Below are 16,873 nucleotides of genomic sequence, written 5' to 3'. Positions count from 1 at the left end.
CACGCGATCCGCACCCTTACGTCATTTGCTCCGCTGACGTCCGCCTCAGTCTGACCAACGCCTGATCGAGGCTGTCGACGAGCAGGTCGGCATGATCCGTACCGAACACCAGTGGTGGCCGGATCTTGAGCACGTTGCCGTGCGGTCCGGCCGAACTGACCAGCACGCGTAGTTCACGCAGCAGGTTCACGACGCGGGTGGCTTCAGTTGTGGCGGGCGCTCTGGTAGCGCCGCCGCGCCGCAGTTCAACGCCCACGAACAGCCCCGCGCCCCGGATTTCGGTGATCAGGTCGTGTCTCGCCTGTAGCTGGCCCAGCGATTCGATCAGATACGCACCGGTGCGTTGCGCGTTCTGCATCAACCCTTCGGATTCGATCACGTCGAGCACCGCAATGCCGGCGGCGGCGGACACCGGGTTGCCACCGAAGGTGTTGAAGTAGCGCGACCGCCGGCCAAACTCTGCCAGCAGCTCAGGGCGTGCTGCCATCCCGGCAACCGGATGGCCGTTGCCCATGGGCTTGCCCATGGTGACGAGATCGGGGACGAGGCCGTGGCGGGCAAAGCCCCACATCTGCCCGCCGCAGCGGCCGAAGCCGGGCTGCACCTCGTCGGCGATGAACAGTGCGCCTTCCTTCCGCACGGCTTCGACCGCCGGTCGCAGAAAGCCGGGCGGGTCGGCGAACACGCCGTCACTGGAAAAAATGGTATCGACCAGAAGCGCGGCCGGACGGATGCCGCTCTTCTTCATGTCGTCCAATGCCGCTCGAACGTGATGCGCAAAGACATCACCGGCATCGGCGGCCGAGGAGGGCGCCGGCACGAGGCGCACGTGGCTTCCTTCCGGAAGCGGAAGTCCGAGCGAGGGAGATAGCTCAGCCAGCGCGCTGGTGACGCCGTGATAGGCGTTTGCGGTGACGATGAAGCCGGTGCCGCCGGTGCAGGTTCGTGCGACGCGCAAGGCGAGGTCGTTGGCCTCGCTGCCGGTGCAGGTGAACATGACGTGACCGATCTCGGCCGGAAAGGTGCTGAGCAGTTTTTCCGCGAAGTCGAGCACGGTCTCATGCAGGTAGCGCGTATGGGTGTTGAGCAGAGCAGCCTGCCGTGCGATCGCCTGCACGACATGCGGGTGACAGTGCCCGACGGATGCGACGTTGTTGTAGGCGTCCAGATAGCGATGTCCGGCAGCGTCATGGAGCCAGACGCCTTCGCCGCGGACGAACTGCACCGGCTGGTCGTAGAACAGCCGGTAAGCCGGACCGAGCAGCCGGTTTCGCCGCGCGATCAGGTCTTGTGCCGAAACGGCCTCATCGGCGGCGGACATCTCTCTACCCCACATGGCATGCGCGTTGGATCTGAAGTGTGGCCTGGTCTCGCGACAGTGTCGCCACGCGCCGCAGCCGCGCCCAGGCCGCGGCATTGTTGCGCAGAATGTAGTTCCGGTTAGCAGGATAACGGGCGGCTCGCCAACTGCTGATCACGATCGTCATGGCCATGCGCGTGGCGATCAGGTCGAACAGCACGCTGAACTCGGCCGGTTCGAGCGGCAGCACGGCATGGTAGGCCGCGATCATCTCGCAAGCCGGTGCAAGGGGATCGTCGTCATCGGCAACCTGATATGCCGCCGTGATCGCAAGGTCGTTGACCCGCGCCGTGCAGGTGAGGTCGCCGAAATCGATGATCCCGGCAACGACGGCATGGGTTTCGGGGTCGACGACGACGTTGTGCGGGTTGAGGTCGTTATGGACGGGCTGGTTCGGCAATTGCGGAAGCATCGGCAGCGCGCAGGTCTCGAAGCCGGCGAGAACGTCCTCGATCAGGCCGCGTCGCTCGCCCGGGACGGCGTCGATCAGCGGACGGAGTTCGGCGGCATGCTGAAGGTCCCAGAGCAGTTTGTGATTGGCGGCGCTGTGGCTGAAATCGGAAAGACCCCGTGCGAGCCTTGCGGCGCAGCGACCGAGATCGCGCCGCAGCACCGTCGACCCCGCGGCCGCATGCATCGGGGTTCCCGCCAGATACGACAACAGGCGCACGACCCGGCTCGAGCCGTCTTCGAAGGCAATATCAAGCTCCGTCATGCCGTTCCGCGCCGGAAAGATGCACGGGACCGGGAGGCCGGGGTCGGCGGCAGCGAGGTGGAGCAGCGCCTCCGTCTGCAGGTTGGTCACCGCGCGGTCTTCCGCAGGGTTCGCAATCTTCAGGACATACTCGCGGCCGCTCAGCGAGCGCAGCCGAAAGTTCTGGTCGCGCTCACTGTCGAGCCGGTGCACGGCGGCGATCAGGCCGTAGTGCTCGGCCGCCAGCCTTTGGGCCAGCGCTTCCGGGACGGCGGATGCGGCGCGGAGGGTATCGATCGGGTGAGCGGCAACAGTCGCAGGCGACGGGTCCGGTACGAAAATATCCATGGCTGTCGCTCAGTAGCCGCGTTCGCGGTCGATGGAGTGCGGTGGTCGCCGGCCGGCGCGTATCGCTTCCGCCGTTGCGCGAAACGTCGCCCCGATCGCTTCCATGCTGACTTCGCAGGCATCATGCGGCGTGACGACGATGTTGGGATGTCGCCAGAACGGATGCCGCGGGGCCAGCGGCTCTGTCGAGAACACATCGAGCGCGGCGCCGGCAAGCTGGCCGCTCTCCAGCGCAGCGACCAGATCGGCTTCGACCAGATGCTCGCCGCGGCCGACCTGGATCAGGTAGCCGCCGCGATACATTCGGGCAAATGTCCCCCGATTGAGGATGCCCTTTGTCTCCGGCGTCAGCGGCAGCAGGTTCACGAGAACCTCGGTCTGGCCGAGCATGGCATCAAGACCTGCGGCGCCGTCGAAGCCGGTGATGCCTTGCGGCGTCGGCTTTGCGGTCCGGCTCCACGTCATCACCGGGAAACCAAGTAACGCCAGATCGGCGGCGACCTTGCGGCCAATCTCGCCAAAGCCGAGAATCCCGACCGGCACATCCTGCGCCCGGCGCAGGGCGAGACGCTGCCAGCGTTCCTCGCGCTGCTGGGCCTGATAGGTCGCAAAGCGCCGCTGATGCCCGATGACGTGCCAGGCAACGAAGCCCGACATCATCTGCGCCTGCGCGGGGTCGACGACACGGATCACGTCGACATCGGGGCGCAGGCTGGGGCACGCCAAAATGTTGTCGACACCGGCGCCGATCGAGCAGACCGCCTGCAGATTGGGATAGTGCTCAAATGCGTCATCCGGCGGGTGCCAGGCCACCGCCAGCCGGACGTCCGTTGCCGGCCCCTCGTGCGGATGGCTGATGATTTCGATGCGGTCGGCGGCGCGCATGAATTGCGGGCCGAGATAGCCGCGAAGATCGAGGCTCTTGCTAACCAGGACGCAGCGCATCGTTCGTGGTCCCGTTATGCCGCCTTGGACGATGACGTCTGACCAGGCACCGCCGAGAGCAATTCGCGGGTGTAGGCGTGCTCGGGAGCGGCGAACAGCAGGGCCGCCGATTTGAGTTCAACGATCGCGCCGTGCTGCATCACGGCGATGCGGTCGCAAATCTGTGCGGCCACGCGCAAATCGTGGGTGATGAACAGCATAGACAGGCCGAGCCGGGCCTTCAAATCCTCCAGGAGATCCAGCACCTGTGCCTGCACCGACACGTCGAGCGCGGAGACCGCTTCGTCGGCGACCAGGATTTCCGGGTCGAGCGCCAGCGCGCGGGCTATCCCGATGCGCTGCCGCTGTCCGCCGGAGAATTCATGCGGAAAGCGTTCCATCGCGCCGGCATTGAGGCCGACGAGGCTAAGCAGCTCGCCGGCCCGCTTTCGCGCCGCCGCCGGATCGACGCCATGCGCAATCGGGCCATCCGTGATGATGTTGCCGACCTTCCGGCGCGGATTGAGCGAGGCGAACGGGTCCTGGAACACCATCTGAATGCGGCGGCGCTGTTCGCGCAGCGCCTTTCCCCTGATCCGGGTGAGATCGACGTCGCCGATACGGACGGTGCCGGCGTCAGGCTCGATCAGCCGCATGACGAGGCGTGCGACAGACGATTTCCCCGAACCGGATTCGCCGACCAGACCGAGCGTCTCGCCGCGAAAGATGTCGAAGCTGACTTCCCTGGCCGCCTGCACGCGCCGTTCGGCGCGAAACCATCCGCCGCCGCTGATGTAGGTCTTGCCGAGGCCGATCACTTCCACCGCCTTGCTGCGGTCGAGCAGCGGCGTCCGCTGCGGCGGCTGCAGGGTGGGGACGGCGGCAAGCAAGGCGCGGGTATAGGGATGCTGGGCGCGTAACAGCACGTCGTCGGCGGTACCCTGTTCGACCACCTTGCCGTGCTGAAGCACAACCACGCGATCGGCGATCTCGGCGACGACGCCGAAATCATGGGTGATGAACATGACGGCCATGTTGCGGCGGCGCTGCAGGTCGCGGATCAGCTTGAGGATCTGCGCCTGCGTCGTGACATCGAGCGCCGTCGTCGGTTCGTCGGCCACCAGCACGGCGGGTTCGAGCGCCAGCGCCATGGCGATCATGGCGCGCTGGCGCTGGCCGCCGGATAATTGATGGGGATAGGCGCGAACGATCCGCTCGGGGTCGGGCAGGCCGACTTCGCCGATCAAGGCGAGGGCCCTTTGACGACGCTCCTTCGACGTCAAAAGATCATGTGCCTCGAACATTTCGGCGATCTGGTCGCCGATCCGCATCAGCGGATTAAGCGCCGTCATCGGCTCCTGGAACACCATGGCGATGCGACGGCCGCGCAGCGCGAACCATTCCGTCGGGCTGAGCGTCAGCAGGTTCTTCCCGTCGAAGAGAATCTCGCCGGACTCTGACTTCACCGTTTCCGGCAGCAGGCCCATCAGTGCGTGGGCGCACATCGACTTGCCGGAGCCGGATTCGCCGACCACGCAGAGGATCTTGCCGGCGGCCAGATCGAACGAAACATCGTCCACCGCATGCGCGCGGTCGCCACCCGGGGGCAGTGCCAGCTTCAGGTTCCTGATGACGACGGTCATGTTCAGCGTCCCCCCTTGGCGAGGCGGGGGTTGAGCGCGTCGTTGAGGCCTTCACCGATCAGGTTCAGCGCCAGCACCGAAACAAGGATGGCGATGCCGGGGAATACCGTGATCCACCAGGCCTGTCGGATCACGGTGCGGCCCGCGCCGACCATGTAGCCCCACGACATCAGGTTGGGATCGCCGAGACCCAGGAAGGAGAGCGAGGATTCCAGCAGGATCGCGGTTGCGACCATCAGCGAGGCCAGCACGATGACCGGCGACAGCGCATTGGGCAGGATCTCGCGCCAGATGATCCACCAGTTGGTCTGGCCGGTCACGACGGCCGCCTGGACATATTCGCGCGTACGCAGCGACAGCACTTCGCCGCGCACCAGCCGCGCCACCGGCGGCCAGCTCACGATCGCAATGGCGGCCACGATCGAACCGATGGAGGGCTGCATGATGGCGACGAGCACGATCGCCAACGCAAAACTCGGGACGGTCTGGAAGAATTCAGTGAACCGCATCAGCGCATCGTCGATCTTGCCGCCGAAATATCCGGCCGCGGCGCCGAGCGGGATGCCGACCGCCAGCGAGGCCAGCGTCGAGATCAGGCCGACCAACAGAGAAACCCGCGCGCCGTAGATGATGCCCGCCATCACGTCGCGGCCGAGCGCATCGGTGCCGAGCGGCAGGTTGGCCATCGTGAACGGCGGCAGGAACGGCCGCTGCACCATGCGCCAGGGCGAGGTCGGAAACAGCAGCGGACCAAACAGCGCAACCGCGATCGCAATCGTCAGGATCGCGACGCCGATCATGCCGCCGGGATTGCGCAACAGCATTCGCCAGACCTGTCTCATGAGGCGAACTCGATGCGGGGATCGACGGAGCGGTAGACGAGGTCCGTGATCAGGTTGAAGGCCAGCACCATCGCCGAGCAGACGACGAAGACGCCGAGCAGCAGATTGTAGTCGCGCTGCAGCAGGGCCTCGTACATCAGGCGGCCGATGCCGGGCCATGCGAACACGGTCTCGGTGAGAACAGCGCCGCCGACCAGCGTGCCGGCCTGCAGTCCGGCGAGCGTCACTACCGGCAACAGGGCGTTGCGCAGCACGTGGCGGCGCTGGATCACAGAGTCGGACAAGCCCTTGGCGCGCGCGGTCTTGACGAAATCAAGTCTGCTGACCTCAAGCATCGAGGCGCGGGTCATGCGGGCATAGGTCGCCATGAAGAACAGGCCGATGGTCGTCGCCGGCAGGACCAGATGGGCGGCGACATCGAGCACGTGTGCGAGCCCGGTATAGTTTGCGCCGACCGTCTCGTAGCCGAAGCTCGGCAACCAATCCATCGTGACGGAAAACAAGAGGATCGCCATCAGCGCGACCCAGAACAGGGGCGTGGCATAGAAGATCAGCGCCAGCACCGTGATGGCGGTGTCGGCCCAGGTGCCGGCAAAGCGCGCCGCCAGCGCGCCGAACAGGATGCCGAACGCTAGCGAGATCGCAAACGCGGTCCCCGTCAGCAACAGCGTCGCCGGCAGGCGCTGCAGGATCAGGGTCGCGACCGGCATCTGCTGGCGAAACGAGAATCCGAGATCGAGGCTGAGAATGCCTTTGACGTACAGGAACAGCTGTACCGGCAGCGGCTGGTCGAGGCCGAACTTCTCGCGCAGTTGAGCTAGGAAAATCTGATCGCCCGCGCCCGCTTCACCCGCCATCACCAGCGCCGGGTCGCCCGGCGCCATCCGGATCAGGAAAAAGTTGAGAACGACGAGCGCAAGAAGGACGACGATGGCCTTCGCGATCCGCTGGGCGATGAAGGAAATCATGTTCTGTCGATTGCGTTGGAGGCGCGGTATCCGGACGTCAGACCTGAGGCCTGACGCCCGACGGGTCGGCGATTACTTCTCGATCCATGCGTCACGGAAACCGTCGTTCACGCCGATGCCGGTCGTGATCAGGTTCTTGACGCTGCAGCGGGTGATGGTCGGGAATTGCAACTCGAGCATCCACGCGACCGGCACGTCCTCGACGAGGATCTTCTGGGCCTTGGCGTAGATCTCCGCGCGCGCCGCATCGGGGAAGGCGACCGCGCCTTCGGCGAACAGCTTGTCGATCTCGGGATTCGAATAGCCTTCGGCATTGTTGAACGGCGAGCCCTTGGCGATCTGGCTGGAGATATAGTTGCGACCGACGCCGAGTGCGGGATCGCCGTACTGATAGAGATAGGTAAAGGCGATGTCGTAGTCCCACTCGCTGACTTTTTGATTCCAGCCGGGGACGTCGGTAGCGACCATCTCGACGTTGATCCCGACGTCCTGCAGGTTCTGGCGAACCATTTCGGCCCAGCGCTGCCACGTCTCGCCATAGGGCAAGGGCAGCAAGCGAAGCTTCTCGCCGGTGTAGCCGGCTTCCTTGAGCAGCGCCTTCGCCTTGGCCGGATCGTAATCGTATTTCGGCACCGCGCTTGTGTAGTACTTGATCGCGGAGCCCGACGGCCCGGTCGCGACCTTGCCGAGGCCGTTCCAGACCACGTCCTTGGCCATGTTGCGATCGATTGCAAACATCAGCGCCTGGCGGAACTTCTTGTTCGCGGTCGGCCCTGAGCGGTTGTTGAGCCAGAGCCAGGAATGCGGGCTGAAGAACTCCCAGCCCGCACCGGTGACGCAGGTGTTCTTGAGCTTGCTCAGGCGCGGCACGTCGAAATTTTCCACCGAGCCGCCGGGCAGCACGTCGACCTTGCCGGTTTCGTAGGCCACCGAACGCGCGGCCGCGTCGGGAATCACGTGCCAATAGATCTCGTCGATATTGGGCTTGCCCTTGATGTGGTAGTTCGGATTCTTGACCAGGCGGATGAACGAGCCTTTCTGCCATTCCTTGAACATGAAGGGGCCGGTGCCGACAGGCGTGTTGTTGGCCGGGTTGGTTTTGAAATCGGTGCCTTCATAGATGTGCTTCGGAATCATCGGCAGCGAGCCGACCTCGAAGATTCCGATGAAGGGGCCGAACGGCTGCTTCAGCGTGAAGACGACCGTCGATTCATCTGATGCCTCGACCTTGTCGAGCTGCACCAGATTGCCGCGGGCGCGCGCGTGGGTCTGCTTGAGGAATTCGATCGAGAACAGGACGTCTGCTGCCGTGAACGGCTTGCCGTCGTGCCAGGTCACGCCCTTTACGAGTTTGAACGTGTAGGTCTTGCCGTCCTCGCTGACGGTCCAGCTCTCGGCGAGGCCGGGCAGGGGATCCAGTTTGGAACTGTAGCGCAACAGGCCTTCATAGATGTTGCCGGCCACCATCTGCGTCGGGCCGTTCTGGACCAGGCCGACCATGAGGCTCGGCGGCTCCGGTTGAATCACGGCATTGACCACGCCGCCTGCCTTCGGTCCCTCGGCCACTGCTGCGGTGCTCAGCATGCAAAGGGCGGCAAAGCTCATCAATAATTTTCGCTTGGACATTACCTTACCTCGTTCAAAAAAAGGCTGGCCGGTGCGCTACCGGGTTGAGCGTTGCGTTTGTTGCGTTTGTCAGTTCGCAAAATCCGGATCGGTACGTTCAAGCATCCGCTTGAAGGCGGCCCATTCGCTGTCGGGCACGCCATTGGTTTCGATTGCGTCGTAGAAGCTGGCGTATTGGCCGGCCGTCTTGCGGGCCACTGCAGCTGATAGCTCGATGATCTCGGCGCCGGACGACTGCACGGCGAGCTGGGCGCGGCAGGAGCGTTCCAGATTGTGCATCAGCTTGAAGGCCTCGGCGACGGAGCGCCCGCAGGTCAGCATGCCGTGGTTGCGCAGCACCATCACGAACTTGTCGCCGAGATCCGCGACAAGGCGCGAACGCTCATCGAGATCGAGCGCGATGCCTTCGTAGTCGTGATAGGCGAGGCAGTCGGTAAACTGCAGCGACCATTGATTGAGCGGCAGCAGGCCCCGCTTCTGGCTGGCAACAGCGATGCCGGCCACTGTGTGCGTGTGCAGGACGCAGATCGCGTCATGCCGCGCGGCATGGATCGCACTGTGAATCGTGAAGCCAGCCGGGTTGATGCCGAGGCCCATGGGGTCATCGATGACGTTGCCGTCGAGGTCGACCGTCACCAGGTTGGACGCCGTGACTTCTTCGAAGCGCAGGCCGTAGGGGTTGATGAGGAAGCGGTCTTGCCGGCCCGGAAGCCGGGCGGAGATGTGGGTGTAGATGCTGTCGTCGAGACCAAGCCGGTGAATCAGCCGGTAGGCCGCCGCGAGGTCGATCCGGATTTGGAGGGTCTGGTCTTCCACCGCCGCCGGCCATGCCTTTGCGGTGTTTTGCGCTGCACTTGTCATTTCTGCCTTCTGCCCACGTTCAACGTTTTCAGCTTGCGTGGGGCGTGACATTAGGGCAAGACTAAACTGTCGACAATCGACGATTAAAAAATATACACAGACTGACGCGGGTTTAGCCAATGCGACCTATGTCTCTTCCTGTTGGATTACCGGCAGTTGCGGACAGCGATCTGGTCGGCCAGGTCGCTCGCATCCTGACCCAGGCTGTCGTTCAGGGCCGCCTGCCGCCCGGTTCAAAAGTGGTGGAAGCGGGCATTGCCCGCGAATTGGGCATCAGCCGCGCGCCGGTACGGGAAGCGGCGCGGCTATTGGAGAAGCAGGGGCTGCTGGTGGCGAAGCCGCGGCACGGCTTTTTCGTGCGCAAGCTCGAAATCAAAAACATCGACGAGATCTATGATCTGCGGCTTTGCATTGAGCGCCACGCCGGCGTGCTGGCGGCGCGGAATCTGACGAGCGACGCGCGCGACGCCTTACGGCGGCAACTCGATATTCTGCACAAGACCGCCGATCTCGACGATCCGGCACGCCAGGTGGAAGAGGATTATCGCTTTCACCGGCTGATCTTCGAAATCGCGGACAACAGTCGCCTGCTGCGGCTGTTCGATGATCTCGCGGCGGAGCTGCGCATGGTGATCGGGCTGATCGGCCGCCTGTACGACGATCCGCATGAGATCGCGCGGACGCACGAGCCGCTGCTTGCGGCCATCGAGGCCGGGCACCCCGAACGCATCACCGCGCATGTCGATCACCATATCGGTCACGCCTGGCGCGAGGTCGGCAAACTGGTGCGGGAGCTTACGCCGCCCGCCGGCAATGCTGCATCACCGAGCGGGATTCTAATTCCAACCAACGGAGTAACCGTGTGAAGGCCGTCTATACCGAACTGCACCGCAGCCACGATCCGCAATTCTTCCTGGTGCGCGGCGTGGTCCAGCGCACCACCGAGCAGCCGGAACGCGCCGATCGTTTGCTGGCGGGATTGAAAGCCGGCAAGCACGATTTGATCGCGCCGACTGTTTTCGGTCAGGGACCCCGAGCGCGAGTACATAGTCCCGAATATCTTCGTTTCCTCGAGGAAGCATGGGATGCCTGGAGCGCGCTTGGCGATTCAGGCCCTGAGATGATTGCCAATGTGCATCCGGTCCGCAATGCCGCCACTTACCCGACGCATATTGTCGGCCGCCTTGGCTGGCACGCGGCCGACACGGCGTGCCCGATCGGTCCCGGCACCTGGGCTGCGGCCTGTGCGGCGACCGATGTTGCGACCACGGCTGCCCAGCTCGTGATGGACGGTGAAGGCGCGGCCTACGCGCTCTGCCGGCCGCCCGGTCATCATGCCTACAGCGATCTCGCGGGCGGATTCTGCTTTCTTAACAACAGTGCAGTCGCGGCGGCTCAACTTAAACTGAAGCACGAGCGAGTCGCGATTCTCGATGTCGACGTGCATCATGGCAACGGCACGCAGGGCATCTTCTACGAGCGGCCCGACGTGCTCACGGTTTCGATCCATGCCGATCCCGTCTTCTTCTATCCCTATGTGTGGGGATATGCGCATGAGCGCGGCGCCGGCCCCGGCCTCGGCGCCAATCTGAACATTCCGCTGCCGAGGGGCACCGGGGACGACGACTATATAAAGGCGATGGGCGAGGCAGAAAAAACCATCCGCGCATTTGCACCCGGCGCCCTCGTGGTGGCGCTCGGTCTCGATGCCTCCGAGCACGATCCGCTCGCCGGCCTTGCGGTGACGACGGCCGGCTTCCGGCGCATCGGCGCCGCGATCGCCCGATTGGGCCTACCGACCGTTTTCGTGCAGGAAGGTGGCTATCTCTCGGATATCCTCGGCGCCAATCTTACCGCGGCACTCGGCGGCTTCGAAGAGGCCCGTTAGCTCGACATTGGTCAAGGGCCAGACTACGCTGCCTGAGCACGACGCAAGAAAAGAGGTCGCAATGCTCTATGCCTTGCTGGCGCTCATGGCACCGCTCTGGGATCGGACAGCCGCGCAAGGCGAGGCAACTGATACATCGGCCGCGCGATTTCTTGTGGTCGTCGCCACGGCTCTTTTCGCGATCCTGGCGATTCTCGTTGTCGATCTGCACCGCGATGAACTGCACGCGCTTGGGCTTGTCGGCGGCGCCGAGCAGATCAGTGCGATCTTTATGAGCCCATGAGTCGCCGGGTCGCCTCTATTCGATGACGATGCGCGGCGGGGGCCGGTGTGCCGCGCCGGTGACGATCGTGGTCCAGATCTCGCGTGCCATGCCGATATAGTGCTTCGCATGGACGCCGTCGGGCTCGACGGCGACGATCGGGCGGCCGTCGTCGGAGGTCTGGCGGATCTGGATATCGAGCGGGATCTCGCCGAGATAGGGAATGCCGCGGCTTTCGGCTTCCGTCCGCGCGCCGCCGTGGCCGAATATCGGTGTGACGTGGTTGCAGGTCGGGCAGCAGAAGCTCGACATGTTTTCGATCAGGCCCAGGATCGGAATGCTGACCTTCTGAAACATCGCGATGCCGCGCCGCGCGTCGATCAGGGCGATGTCCTGCGGCGTCGAGACGATGATCGCGCCGGCCAGCGGCGCCTGCTGCGCCATGGTGAGCTGCGCGTCGCCGGTGCCGGGTGGCAGGTCGACGACGAGAATATCGAGGTCGTCCCATGCCACCTCGCGGAGCATCTGTGTGATCGCCGAGATCACCATCGGTCCGCGCCAGATCATGGCGTTGTCTTCCTCGACCAGAAAGCCGATCGACATCACCTTGACGCCAAAACGCTCCATCGGTTCCAGCATGCGCGGGCCGAGCTGCCGCGGTTTGCCGCGCAGTCCGAACAGTTTTTGTTGCGACGGACCATATATATCGGCGTCGAGAATGCCGGTCTTCAGTCCGAGCGTGGCGAAGCCGAGCGCGAGGTTGCAGGAGGTGGTGGATTTGCCGACGCCGCCCTTGCCGGAGGCGACCGCGATGACGTGCTTGACGCCGGGAATGCCGGCGGCTTTCGAGGTCGCGTGGGCCTTGAGATCTGGAGAAGTGGCGGACACGGGCTGCTCACGATCCAAGAGGATCGTCCTTTTTCACATTGCGCGCGCGCAGATAATCTTCCGTCGACATCACCGGCGGGCGTTGCGGTGCCGCATGCGGGTCAAAACTTTCGTTCACCACGGCTTCGACGCGGCAATCTGCGCACATCTTGATGACGTCGAGCCGCCTGGCGTTGGCGCCCTGGAACATCCAGTGCTTTTCGCCGAGTTTTGCGAGCACGCGGTCGATCGAGCTCTTGGTGCCGAAGGGTTTGCCGCAGGCGATGCAGTTGAACGGCTCTTCTTCCTTCAGTACGCGCAGCGGCGCATTCCAGGCCTGGAAGTCGAGGCGCGGTTCAATGCTGATGACCTTCTCGGGGCAGGTGGATTCGCAGAGCCCGCATTGCACGCAGAGGCTTTCGGTGAACCGAAGCATCGCGCGGTCAGGGTTATCGGATAGCGCGCCCGTCGGGCAGGCGGTGACGCAGGCATGGCACAGCGTGCAGCCGTCGACATCCAGCTTCACGGTGCCGAAGGGCGCGCCCGGCGCCAGCGGTACGACATCGACCGGCGTGGGCGCGGCGAGATGAAGCTCGCGAAACGTTGTTTCGAGCACGCCGCGTTTCGCGCCCCGCGGCATGAAGCCGGCGGGCCTTTGCGTGGCGACCCCGCGAGGCGCGGCATCCAGCATGGCGCGCAGTTGGTCCGGATCGTCGGTTTCGATGGTCTGAATGATGCCGGTGCCGAAACCCAGCGCGCCAAGGACGCGATCCGAGGTTTCGACCGCGCGGCGGAGTGCCGTGATGTCGTGGCGGGGCCTGGCGCGCGTGAGCAGCGCGACGCCGCTGCCGCCATAGGCAAAGACGGACGCGAGGAGTTCCGGACCGACCTGGGTTACTTCGTTGACGCGCAGCGGCAGTACATTGGCCGGCAAGCCTTCGCCGAACCGCGCCAGGGCATCGATGATGTCCTCGCCGTGCTCGCCGTCGTGGAACAATACTACGGCGTCGCTTCCGCCAGCCTTGCGGTAAGTCTGCAGCAGCGTCCGCAGCCGGCGCATCAGCGCGTCCGCGCTTGGTAGCGCGTAGGAGGCCGCGCCGGTCGGGCATACGGATGCGCAAGAGCCGCAGCCTGCGCACACATTGGCGTCGATCGCGACTGCATTCCCGTTCGGCGTGATCGCGCCGGTCGGACACAGATCGAGACAGCGCGTGCATCCGGTGATGGACGAGCGCGAATGCGCGCACAGCGACGGCTCGAAATTGACAAAGCGCGGCTTGTCGAAGGTTCCGACCAGGCCGCCGGCATCCGCGATCGCGCGCTCGACGGCGGCGCGGTCGCGCGGATCGGCGCGCAGATAGCCGGGGCGCAGTTCATGCGCGGGAAACAGCGGTGTGCCGCCCGAGAGATCGAGGATCAGATCGCAGGTGGAAGTGGCGCCGTTGCGCGAAGGCCCGAACACGAGCTTTGCGCGCGAAGAGGGAGAGGGCAGCGCGTAATCGTCGATCGCAAGCTCGAAATGCCCGAGATGTCCGCTTGCATTGCGGATCGTGCCCTTGAGCACGGGAAATTCGTTCGTGCGGCGCGGGGCGACGTCGCCGGGCCTGGTCAGAAGCACGGTGATGTCCAAGCGGTCGGCGAGACGCTGCGCCGCCTCGATGGCAATCTCGTCGCGGCCATAGATCAGCGCGACGCCGCTGCTCTCGAGCGTGACCAGCGAGATCGGCGGCATGTCTTCGCCCGCAGCGGCAATCAGTGCGGCCGCTTTCGGACCGGCTGCCGCGGCATCCTTCGACCAGCCGCCGGTCTCGCGGATGTTGACGAAGGTGAGCTCGGCTTGCGGGGAGCTTTCGGCGACTTCCCGAAACAGCGGAGCCTCCTGGGTACAGGCAACCGTGATCGGCGCGCCGTCGGCGAGCGCCTCCTTGAAGCGGTCGAGTTCGAGACCGCAAAGCTGGTTTGCCTGCGTGATTCTGGCCGTGCAGCCACGACCGATCGCTGCCGCATCGAGCGGCATGGTCTTCTCGCAACTGCAAATCAGGAGGCGAGACGCCGCCGCACTCATTTTGAAATACCTTGAACCCGGAGCATCAACGGGTTGTTGCTTCGTCCTACGGTTCTGCGGTAACCGCTCGGACGGATATCTGCAAGATACAAAGGCCGCTCGCGTGGCCAGCCTGCGCATAATAGCATACACCCGCGGCTCGTGGAGCAACTAGGGATTAGCCGCTTGTGATCGTTCGTCCAACAGATATGGAACAGACGCTCGATTTGCCACCCGGTTATACTTTGGTCGCGTTGCGCGAGCTCGGCGACGCCTTCGCCCATGCTCGCGAGATCGCGGCCGAGGCGGGGGCTGGAACGCTGGTATGGGTGCGCCGCTACGATCTGGTCGAGTTCGCGGTGGTGCTCGAACCCGACGAACCGCTCCGCTCGGCGCGGCGGGCGTTCTTTGCCGGCATGAACGCGCTGGGGGACGCGATTGCCGCCCATTGTCCGCCGGAGCGGGAGGTTACGTTCGACTGGCCTGACGCCATCAGGTTCGACGCGGGATTGCTCGGCGGCGCAAGGCTGGGCTGGCCGGCCGAATGCACCGAAGAGGACATACCCGCATGGCTCGTTTTCGGCGTGATCCTGCGTGCGGCCGACATGGCGCATGTCCCGGAGGTGCAGGCGGCCTCGGGCGTGTCCTTGCTCAGCGAAGGTTTCGAGATGGTCGATACCGATGCGATCATCGAGAGCTTCAGCCGCCACCTGATGACCGCCTTCGACCGCTGGAAAGAGCACGGCTTCGAGGCGATCGCGCGGGACTATCTGGAGCGGCTTCCCAAGCGCAAGGCCGGCGAGCGCCGCGGCATCGACGTCAACGGCGATCTTCTGGTCAGCGCGCCTGCCGGTAACGGAGCGCCGGAGCGGAGCAGTCTTGTGGATGCGCTTGGACGCGCCACTTGGTATGATCCGCAGGCGCGCGGTCCGAAATTCGGATGAGGCGGACATGTTGAAGTTTCCGCGAACCATCAGGCTGGACCCATCGGATACGTTCGTCTTCGAGCGGGCAGCCGAACCCGGGGAATGGGCGGTTTCCGGCGCGTTCGTGTTCTGGAACCGGGATCCGACGACGCTCGGCCAGAAGCAGCGCGTGGCGCTGCGTTCGGGCTTTCTCGGGATCGACAGTCTCGGATGGTCGACGCTTGCCATCGTCACCGAAGCCACCGAAGCAGAGCGGGAGGCGATGATCGAGCGGCTCGCAGGGCAGTTGATGGAGAAATTCGGGGCGCCTGACATAGATGCCGCGCGCCTTGCCGCCGAGGAGGAGATCGCGTTCGCAGGCTCGCTGTGCGAACACCCGCCGCAGACGCTGCTCGCCGTGCAGCGCAGCGTCGAAAACGGCGAAATCCGCGAACGCTTTCGAACCCTCAAGCCGCGCCCGGTTGCCGCAGATGCCGACCGGTTGCACGCGCATGCCAGCGCCTTTACCTTTCATGAGGTCGAAGGCGATGTCGAACCTGCCGAAGAAGTCGATCTTCTCGGGCTGATCAGGACCGATCGCAACACGACGGATCGCACATGAGAGAATTCTGGGTCGCCTCGGGCCATCACCTCACGCGCCGCGCCGATCACGGCGGGCTGGTGGCGACGCCTGAACTCATCATGGCCTATCTGGCGCGGCCTGAATTGATGCCGCCGGCGGATGCCTGCGAGGCCGAGCGCGATCTGCATGCGAGCCTGATGGTCGATCCGCTGCGCCCGGTGTCGGGCACGGACATCGCCCGGCTTGCCGATGCCGACGCGCGCGAAAACTGGTCCTTCATGATGAATTTCCGCGACCAGCTGATGGCGGCGCCATCGCTGGAGGCGGTTTATGTCGCGCTGGCCCGAAAAGGGGCCGGCGACCTCCCGCCGATCTTTCTGTCGCAACTGTGCCACCTGATCCTGCGCAACGCACTCGAAGGCTGCGAGGACCCTTATATATTGCGCGCAGCGGAGCTGTTCTATCGCAGCCAACTGGCCGCCGTTCACGACGGCACGCTGCTGCTGGCCGATGCGGAGGTGATCGAGGCGGAGCAGCATGCCCAGCACGACCTGCATTCATCGCCGCTCACGGTCATGCTGCAACAGCCGAAGTCCTTTGGCGAGATGGACGTGATGGACGACGAAAACGCCTGGACCTACTGGTCGCGATCGGACGCGCACGCGATGGCCATGAATCTCGGCGGCAATGCCAAGGCGCGCGCCGGGCTGTGCCGGGTCATCGAGCGATGGATCGGCCACCTGCTCGGCATTACAGTCAGCGTCGAAACCATCGCCTCGATCGAGGATCGCGACTGGCGCTGGTTCGTCGGCCTCGACAGCGATGCGACGCGGATCGGCAATGCGCTGTGGCGCGGCGAGCGGCTGGAGGGAGGTGTTGCCGAGCGCATCGTGGCCTTGATGCGCCTGGGCTTCGAAGATGCGCGGCTGGTGGATGAGCGCGTTGGCGACAAGCCGGTCTACCTTATCCTCGCCATGGGCGCGGACAAGGTGGTGCGATTAAAGCCGCAAAATCTGGTCGCCGGGTTGCCGCTTGCGGCGGCCGCGAATGTCACATGA

At 64.5% G+C, this 16,873-nt stretch carries 16 protein-coding genes; 6 read left to right on the top strand and 10 right to left on the bottom strand.

Annotated elements, in window-relative coordinates:
* Window positions 1-16 precede the first annotated feature (16 nt).
* The 8 genes from C7G61_RS04825 to C7G61_RS04790 form a co-directional block, all read right to left on the bottom strand.
* Complete coding sequence (locus C7G61_RS04825; protein WP_202975751.1) at window positions 17-1,321, bottom strand: aspartate aminotransferase family protein; 1,305 nt, start codon at window positions 1,319-1,321, stop codon at window positions 17-19.
* A 4-nt stretch (window positions 1,322-1,325) separates the two neighbouring features.
* Window positions 1,326-2,402 carry a phosphotransferase gene (locus C7G61_RS04820; RefSeq protein WP_108512958.1) on the bottom strand — a complete coding sequence of 359 codons (1,077 nt, stop codon included), beginning with the start codon at window positions 2,400-2,402 and terminating at the stop codon, window positions 1,326-1,328.
* 9 nt (window positions 2,403-2,411) lie between these two features.
* Window positions 2,412-3,347 carry a 2-hydroxyacid dehydrogenase gene (locus tag C7G61_RS04815; RefSeq protein ID WP_108512957.1) on the bottom strand — a complete coding sequence of 312 codons (936 nt, stop codon included), beginning with the start codon at window positions 3,345-3,347 and terminating at the stop codon, window positions 2,412-2,414.
* A 14-nt stretch (window positions 3,348-3,361) separates the two neighbouring features.
* Window positions 3,362-4,969, bottom strand: a complete 1,608-nt coding sequence (locus C7G61_RS04810) for an ABC transporter ATP-binding protein (RefSeq protein WP_108512956.1) — start codon at window positions 4,967-4,969, stop codon at window positions 3,362-3,364.
* 2 nt (window positions 4,970-4,971) lie between these two features.
* Window positions 4,972-5,811: an ABC transporter permease gene (locus C7G61_RS04805; protein ID WP_108512955.1), complete on the bottom strand. Its 840-nt coding sequence runs from the start codon at window positions 5,809-5,811 to the stop codon at window positions 4,972-4,974.
* Complete coding sequence (locus tag C7G61_RS04800; RefSeq protein WP_108512954.1) at window positions 5,808-6,779, bottom strand: ABC transporter permease; 972 nt, start codon at window positions 6,777-6,779, stop codon at window positions 5,808-5,810. The genes C7G61_RS04805 and C7G61_RS04800 overlap by 4 nt, the downstream gene beginning before the upstream one ends.
* 72 nt (window positions 6,780-6,851) lie before the next feature.
* Window positions 6,852-8,405 carry an ABC transporter substrate-binding protein gene (locus C7G61_RS04795; protein WP_108512953.1) on the bottom strand — a complete coding sequence of 518 codons (1,554 nt, stop codon included), beginning with the start codon at window positions 8,403-8,405 and terminating at the stop codon, window positions 6,852-6,854.
* A gap of 69 nt (window positions 8,406-8,474) precedes the next feature.
* Window positions 8,475-9,266 (bottom strand): class II aldolase/adducin family protein, encoded by a 792-nt coding sequence (locus C7G61_RS04790; protein WP_108512952.1) that lies wholly within the window; start codon window positions 9,264-9,266, stop codon window positions 8,475-8,477.
* A 128-nt stretch (window positions 9,267-9,394) separates the two neighbouring features.
* Here C7G61_RS04790 and C7G61_RS04785 point away from each other — a divergent pair, with 128 nt between their 5' ends.
* From C7G61_RS04785 to C7G61_RS04775, 3 genes are all read left to right on the top strand, one after another.
* Window positions 9,395-10,132 carry a GntR family transcriptional regulator gene (locus tag C7G61_RS04785; protein WP_244608128.1) on the top strand — a complete coding sequence of 246 codons (738 nt, stop codon included), beginning with the start codon at window positions 9,395-9,397 and terminating at the stop codon, window positions 10,130-10,132.
* On the top strand, window positions 10,129-11,154 hold the full coding sequence (locus tag C7G61_RS04780) for a histone deacetylase family protein (RefSeq protein WP_108512950.1): 1,026 nt from the start codon (window positions 10,129-10,131) through the stop codon (window positions 11,152-11,154). The genes C7G61_RS04785 and C7G61_RS04780 overlap by 4 nt, the downstream gene beginning before the upstream one ends.
* 61 nt (window positions 11,155-11,215) lie before the next feature.
* Entirely contained in the window at window positions 11,216-11,437 is a 222-nt protein-coding gene (locus tag C7G61_RS04775; protein ID WP_108512949.1) for a hypothetical protein, read from the top strand.
* Between the two features lie 15 nt (window positions 11,438-11,452).
* Here the strand turns inward: C7G61_RS04775 and C7G61_RS04770 are convergent, their stop codons facing one another.
* Together C7G61_RS04770 and C7G61_RS04765 are read right to left on the bottom strand one after the other, a co-directional pair.
* Complete coding sequence (locus tag C7G61_RS04770) at window positions 11,453-12,304, bottom strand: Mrp/NBP35 family ATP-binding protein (RefSeq protein WP_108513443.1); 852 nt, start codon at window positions 12,302-12,304, stop codon at window positions 11,453-11,455.
* Between the two features lie 7 nt (window positions 12,305-12,311).
* Window positions 12,312-14,300 carry a 4Fe-4S binding protein gene (locus C7G61_RS04765; RefSeq protein WP_244608127.1) on the bottom strand — a complete coding sequence of 663 codons (1,989 nt, stop codon included), beginning with the start codon at window positions 14,298-14,300 and terminating at the stop codon, window positions 12,312-12,314.
* A gap of 236 nt (window positions 14,301-14,536) precedes the next feature.
* Between C7G61_RS04765 and C7G61_RS04760 the strand changes: the two genes are divergently transcribed.
* From C7G61_RS04760 to C7G61_RS04750, 3 genes are read left to right on the top strand one after another with little or no spacing between them, the layout of a single operon-like run.
* Window positions 14,537-15,271: a biotin/lipoate--protein ligase family protein gene (locus tag C7G61_RS04760; RefSeq protein WP_108512947.1), complete on the top strand. Its 735-nt coding sequence runs from the start codon at window positions 14,537-14,539 to the stop codon at window positions 15,269-15,271.
* Between the two features lie 7 nt (window positions 15,272-15,278).
* Window positions 15,279-15,854, top strand: a complete 576-nt coding sequence (locus C7G61_RS04755; protein ID WP_108513442.1) for a DUF6505 family protein — start codon at window positions 15,279-15,281, stop codon at window positions 15,852-15,854.
* Complete coding sequence (locus C7G61_RS04750; RefSeq protein ID WP_108512946.1) at window positions 15,851-16,873, top strand: DUF6352 family protein; 1,023 nt, start codon at window positions 15,851-15,853, stop codon at window positions 16,871-16,873. Before C7G61_RS04755 ends, C7G61_RS04750 begins: the two co-directional genes overlap by 4 nt.

The sequence above is a fragment of the Bradyrhizobium algeriense genome, assembly GCF_003062295.1.
Classification (GTDB): domain Bacteria; phylum Pseudomonadota; class Alphaproteobacteria; order Rhizobiales; family Xanthobacteraceae; genus Bradyrhizobium; species Bradyrhizobium algeriense.
This window is presented reverse-complemented; position numbering and strand designations above follow the sequence as displayed.

Excerpts from the sequence above, each read along its gene's own strand:
- C7G61_RS04825 (WP_202975751.1), bottom strand. The coding sequence starts at position 1,321 with ATGTCCGCCGCCGATGAGGCCGTTTCGGCACAAGACCTGATCGCGCGG.
- C7G61_RS04820 (WP_108512958.1), bottom strand. The coding sequence starts at position 2,402 with ATGGATATTTTCGTACCGGACCCGTCGCCTGCGACTGTTGCCGCTCAC.
- C7G61_RS04815 (WP_108512957.1), bottom strand. The coding sequence starts at position 3,347 with ATGCGCTGCGTCCTGGTTAGCAAGAGCCTCGATCTTCGCGGCTATCTC.
- C7G61_RS04810 (WP_108512956.1), bottom strand. The coding sequence starts at position 4,969 with ATGACCGTCGTCATCAGGAACCTGAAGCTGGCACTGCCCCCGGGTGGC.
- C7G61_RS04805 (WP_108512955.1), bottom strand. The coding sequence starts at position 5,811 with ATGAGACAGGTCTGGCGAATGCTGTTGCGCAATCCCGGCGGCATGATC.
- C7G61_RS04800 (WP_108512954.1), bottom strand. The coding sequence starts at position 6,779 with ATGATTTCCTTCATCGCCCAGCGGATCGCGAAGGCCATCGTCGTCCTT.
- C7G61_RS04795 (WP_108512953.1), bottom strand. The coding sequence starts at position 8,405 with ATGTCCAAGCGAAAATTATTGATGAGCTTTGCCGCCCTTTGCATGCTG.
- C7G61_RS04790 (WP_108512952.1), bottom strand. The coding sequence starts at position 9,266 with ATGACAAGTGCAGCGCAAAACACCGCAAAGGCATGGCCGGCGGCGGTG.
- C7G61_RS04785 (WP_244608128.1), top strand. The coding sequence starts at position 9,395 with ATGTCTCTTCCTGTTGGATTACCGGCAGTTGCGGACAGCGATCTGGTC.
- C7G61_RS04775 (WP_108512949.1), top strand. The coding sequence starts at position 11,216 with ATGCTCTATGCCTTGCTGGCGCTCATGGCACCGCTCTGGGATCGGACA.
- C7G61_RS04765 (WP_244608127.1), bottom strand. The coding sequence starts at position 14,300 with ATGCCGCTCGATGCGGCAGCGATCGGTCGTGGCTGCACGGCCAGAATC.
- C7G61_RS04760 (WP_108512947.1), top strand. The coding sequence starts at position 14,537 with ATGGAACAGACGCTCGATTTGCCACCCGGTTATACTTTGGTCGCGTTG.
- C7G61_RS04755 (WP_108513442.1), top strand. The coding sequence starts at position 15,279 with ATGTTGAAGTTTCCGCGAACCATCAGGCTGGACCCATCGGATACGTTC.
- C7G61_RS04750 (WP_108512946.1), top strand. The coding sequence starts at position 15,851 with ATGAGAGAATTCTGGGTCGCCTCGGGCCATCACCTCACGCGCCGCGCC.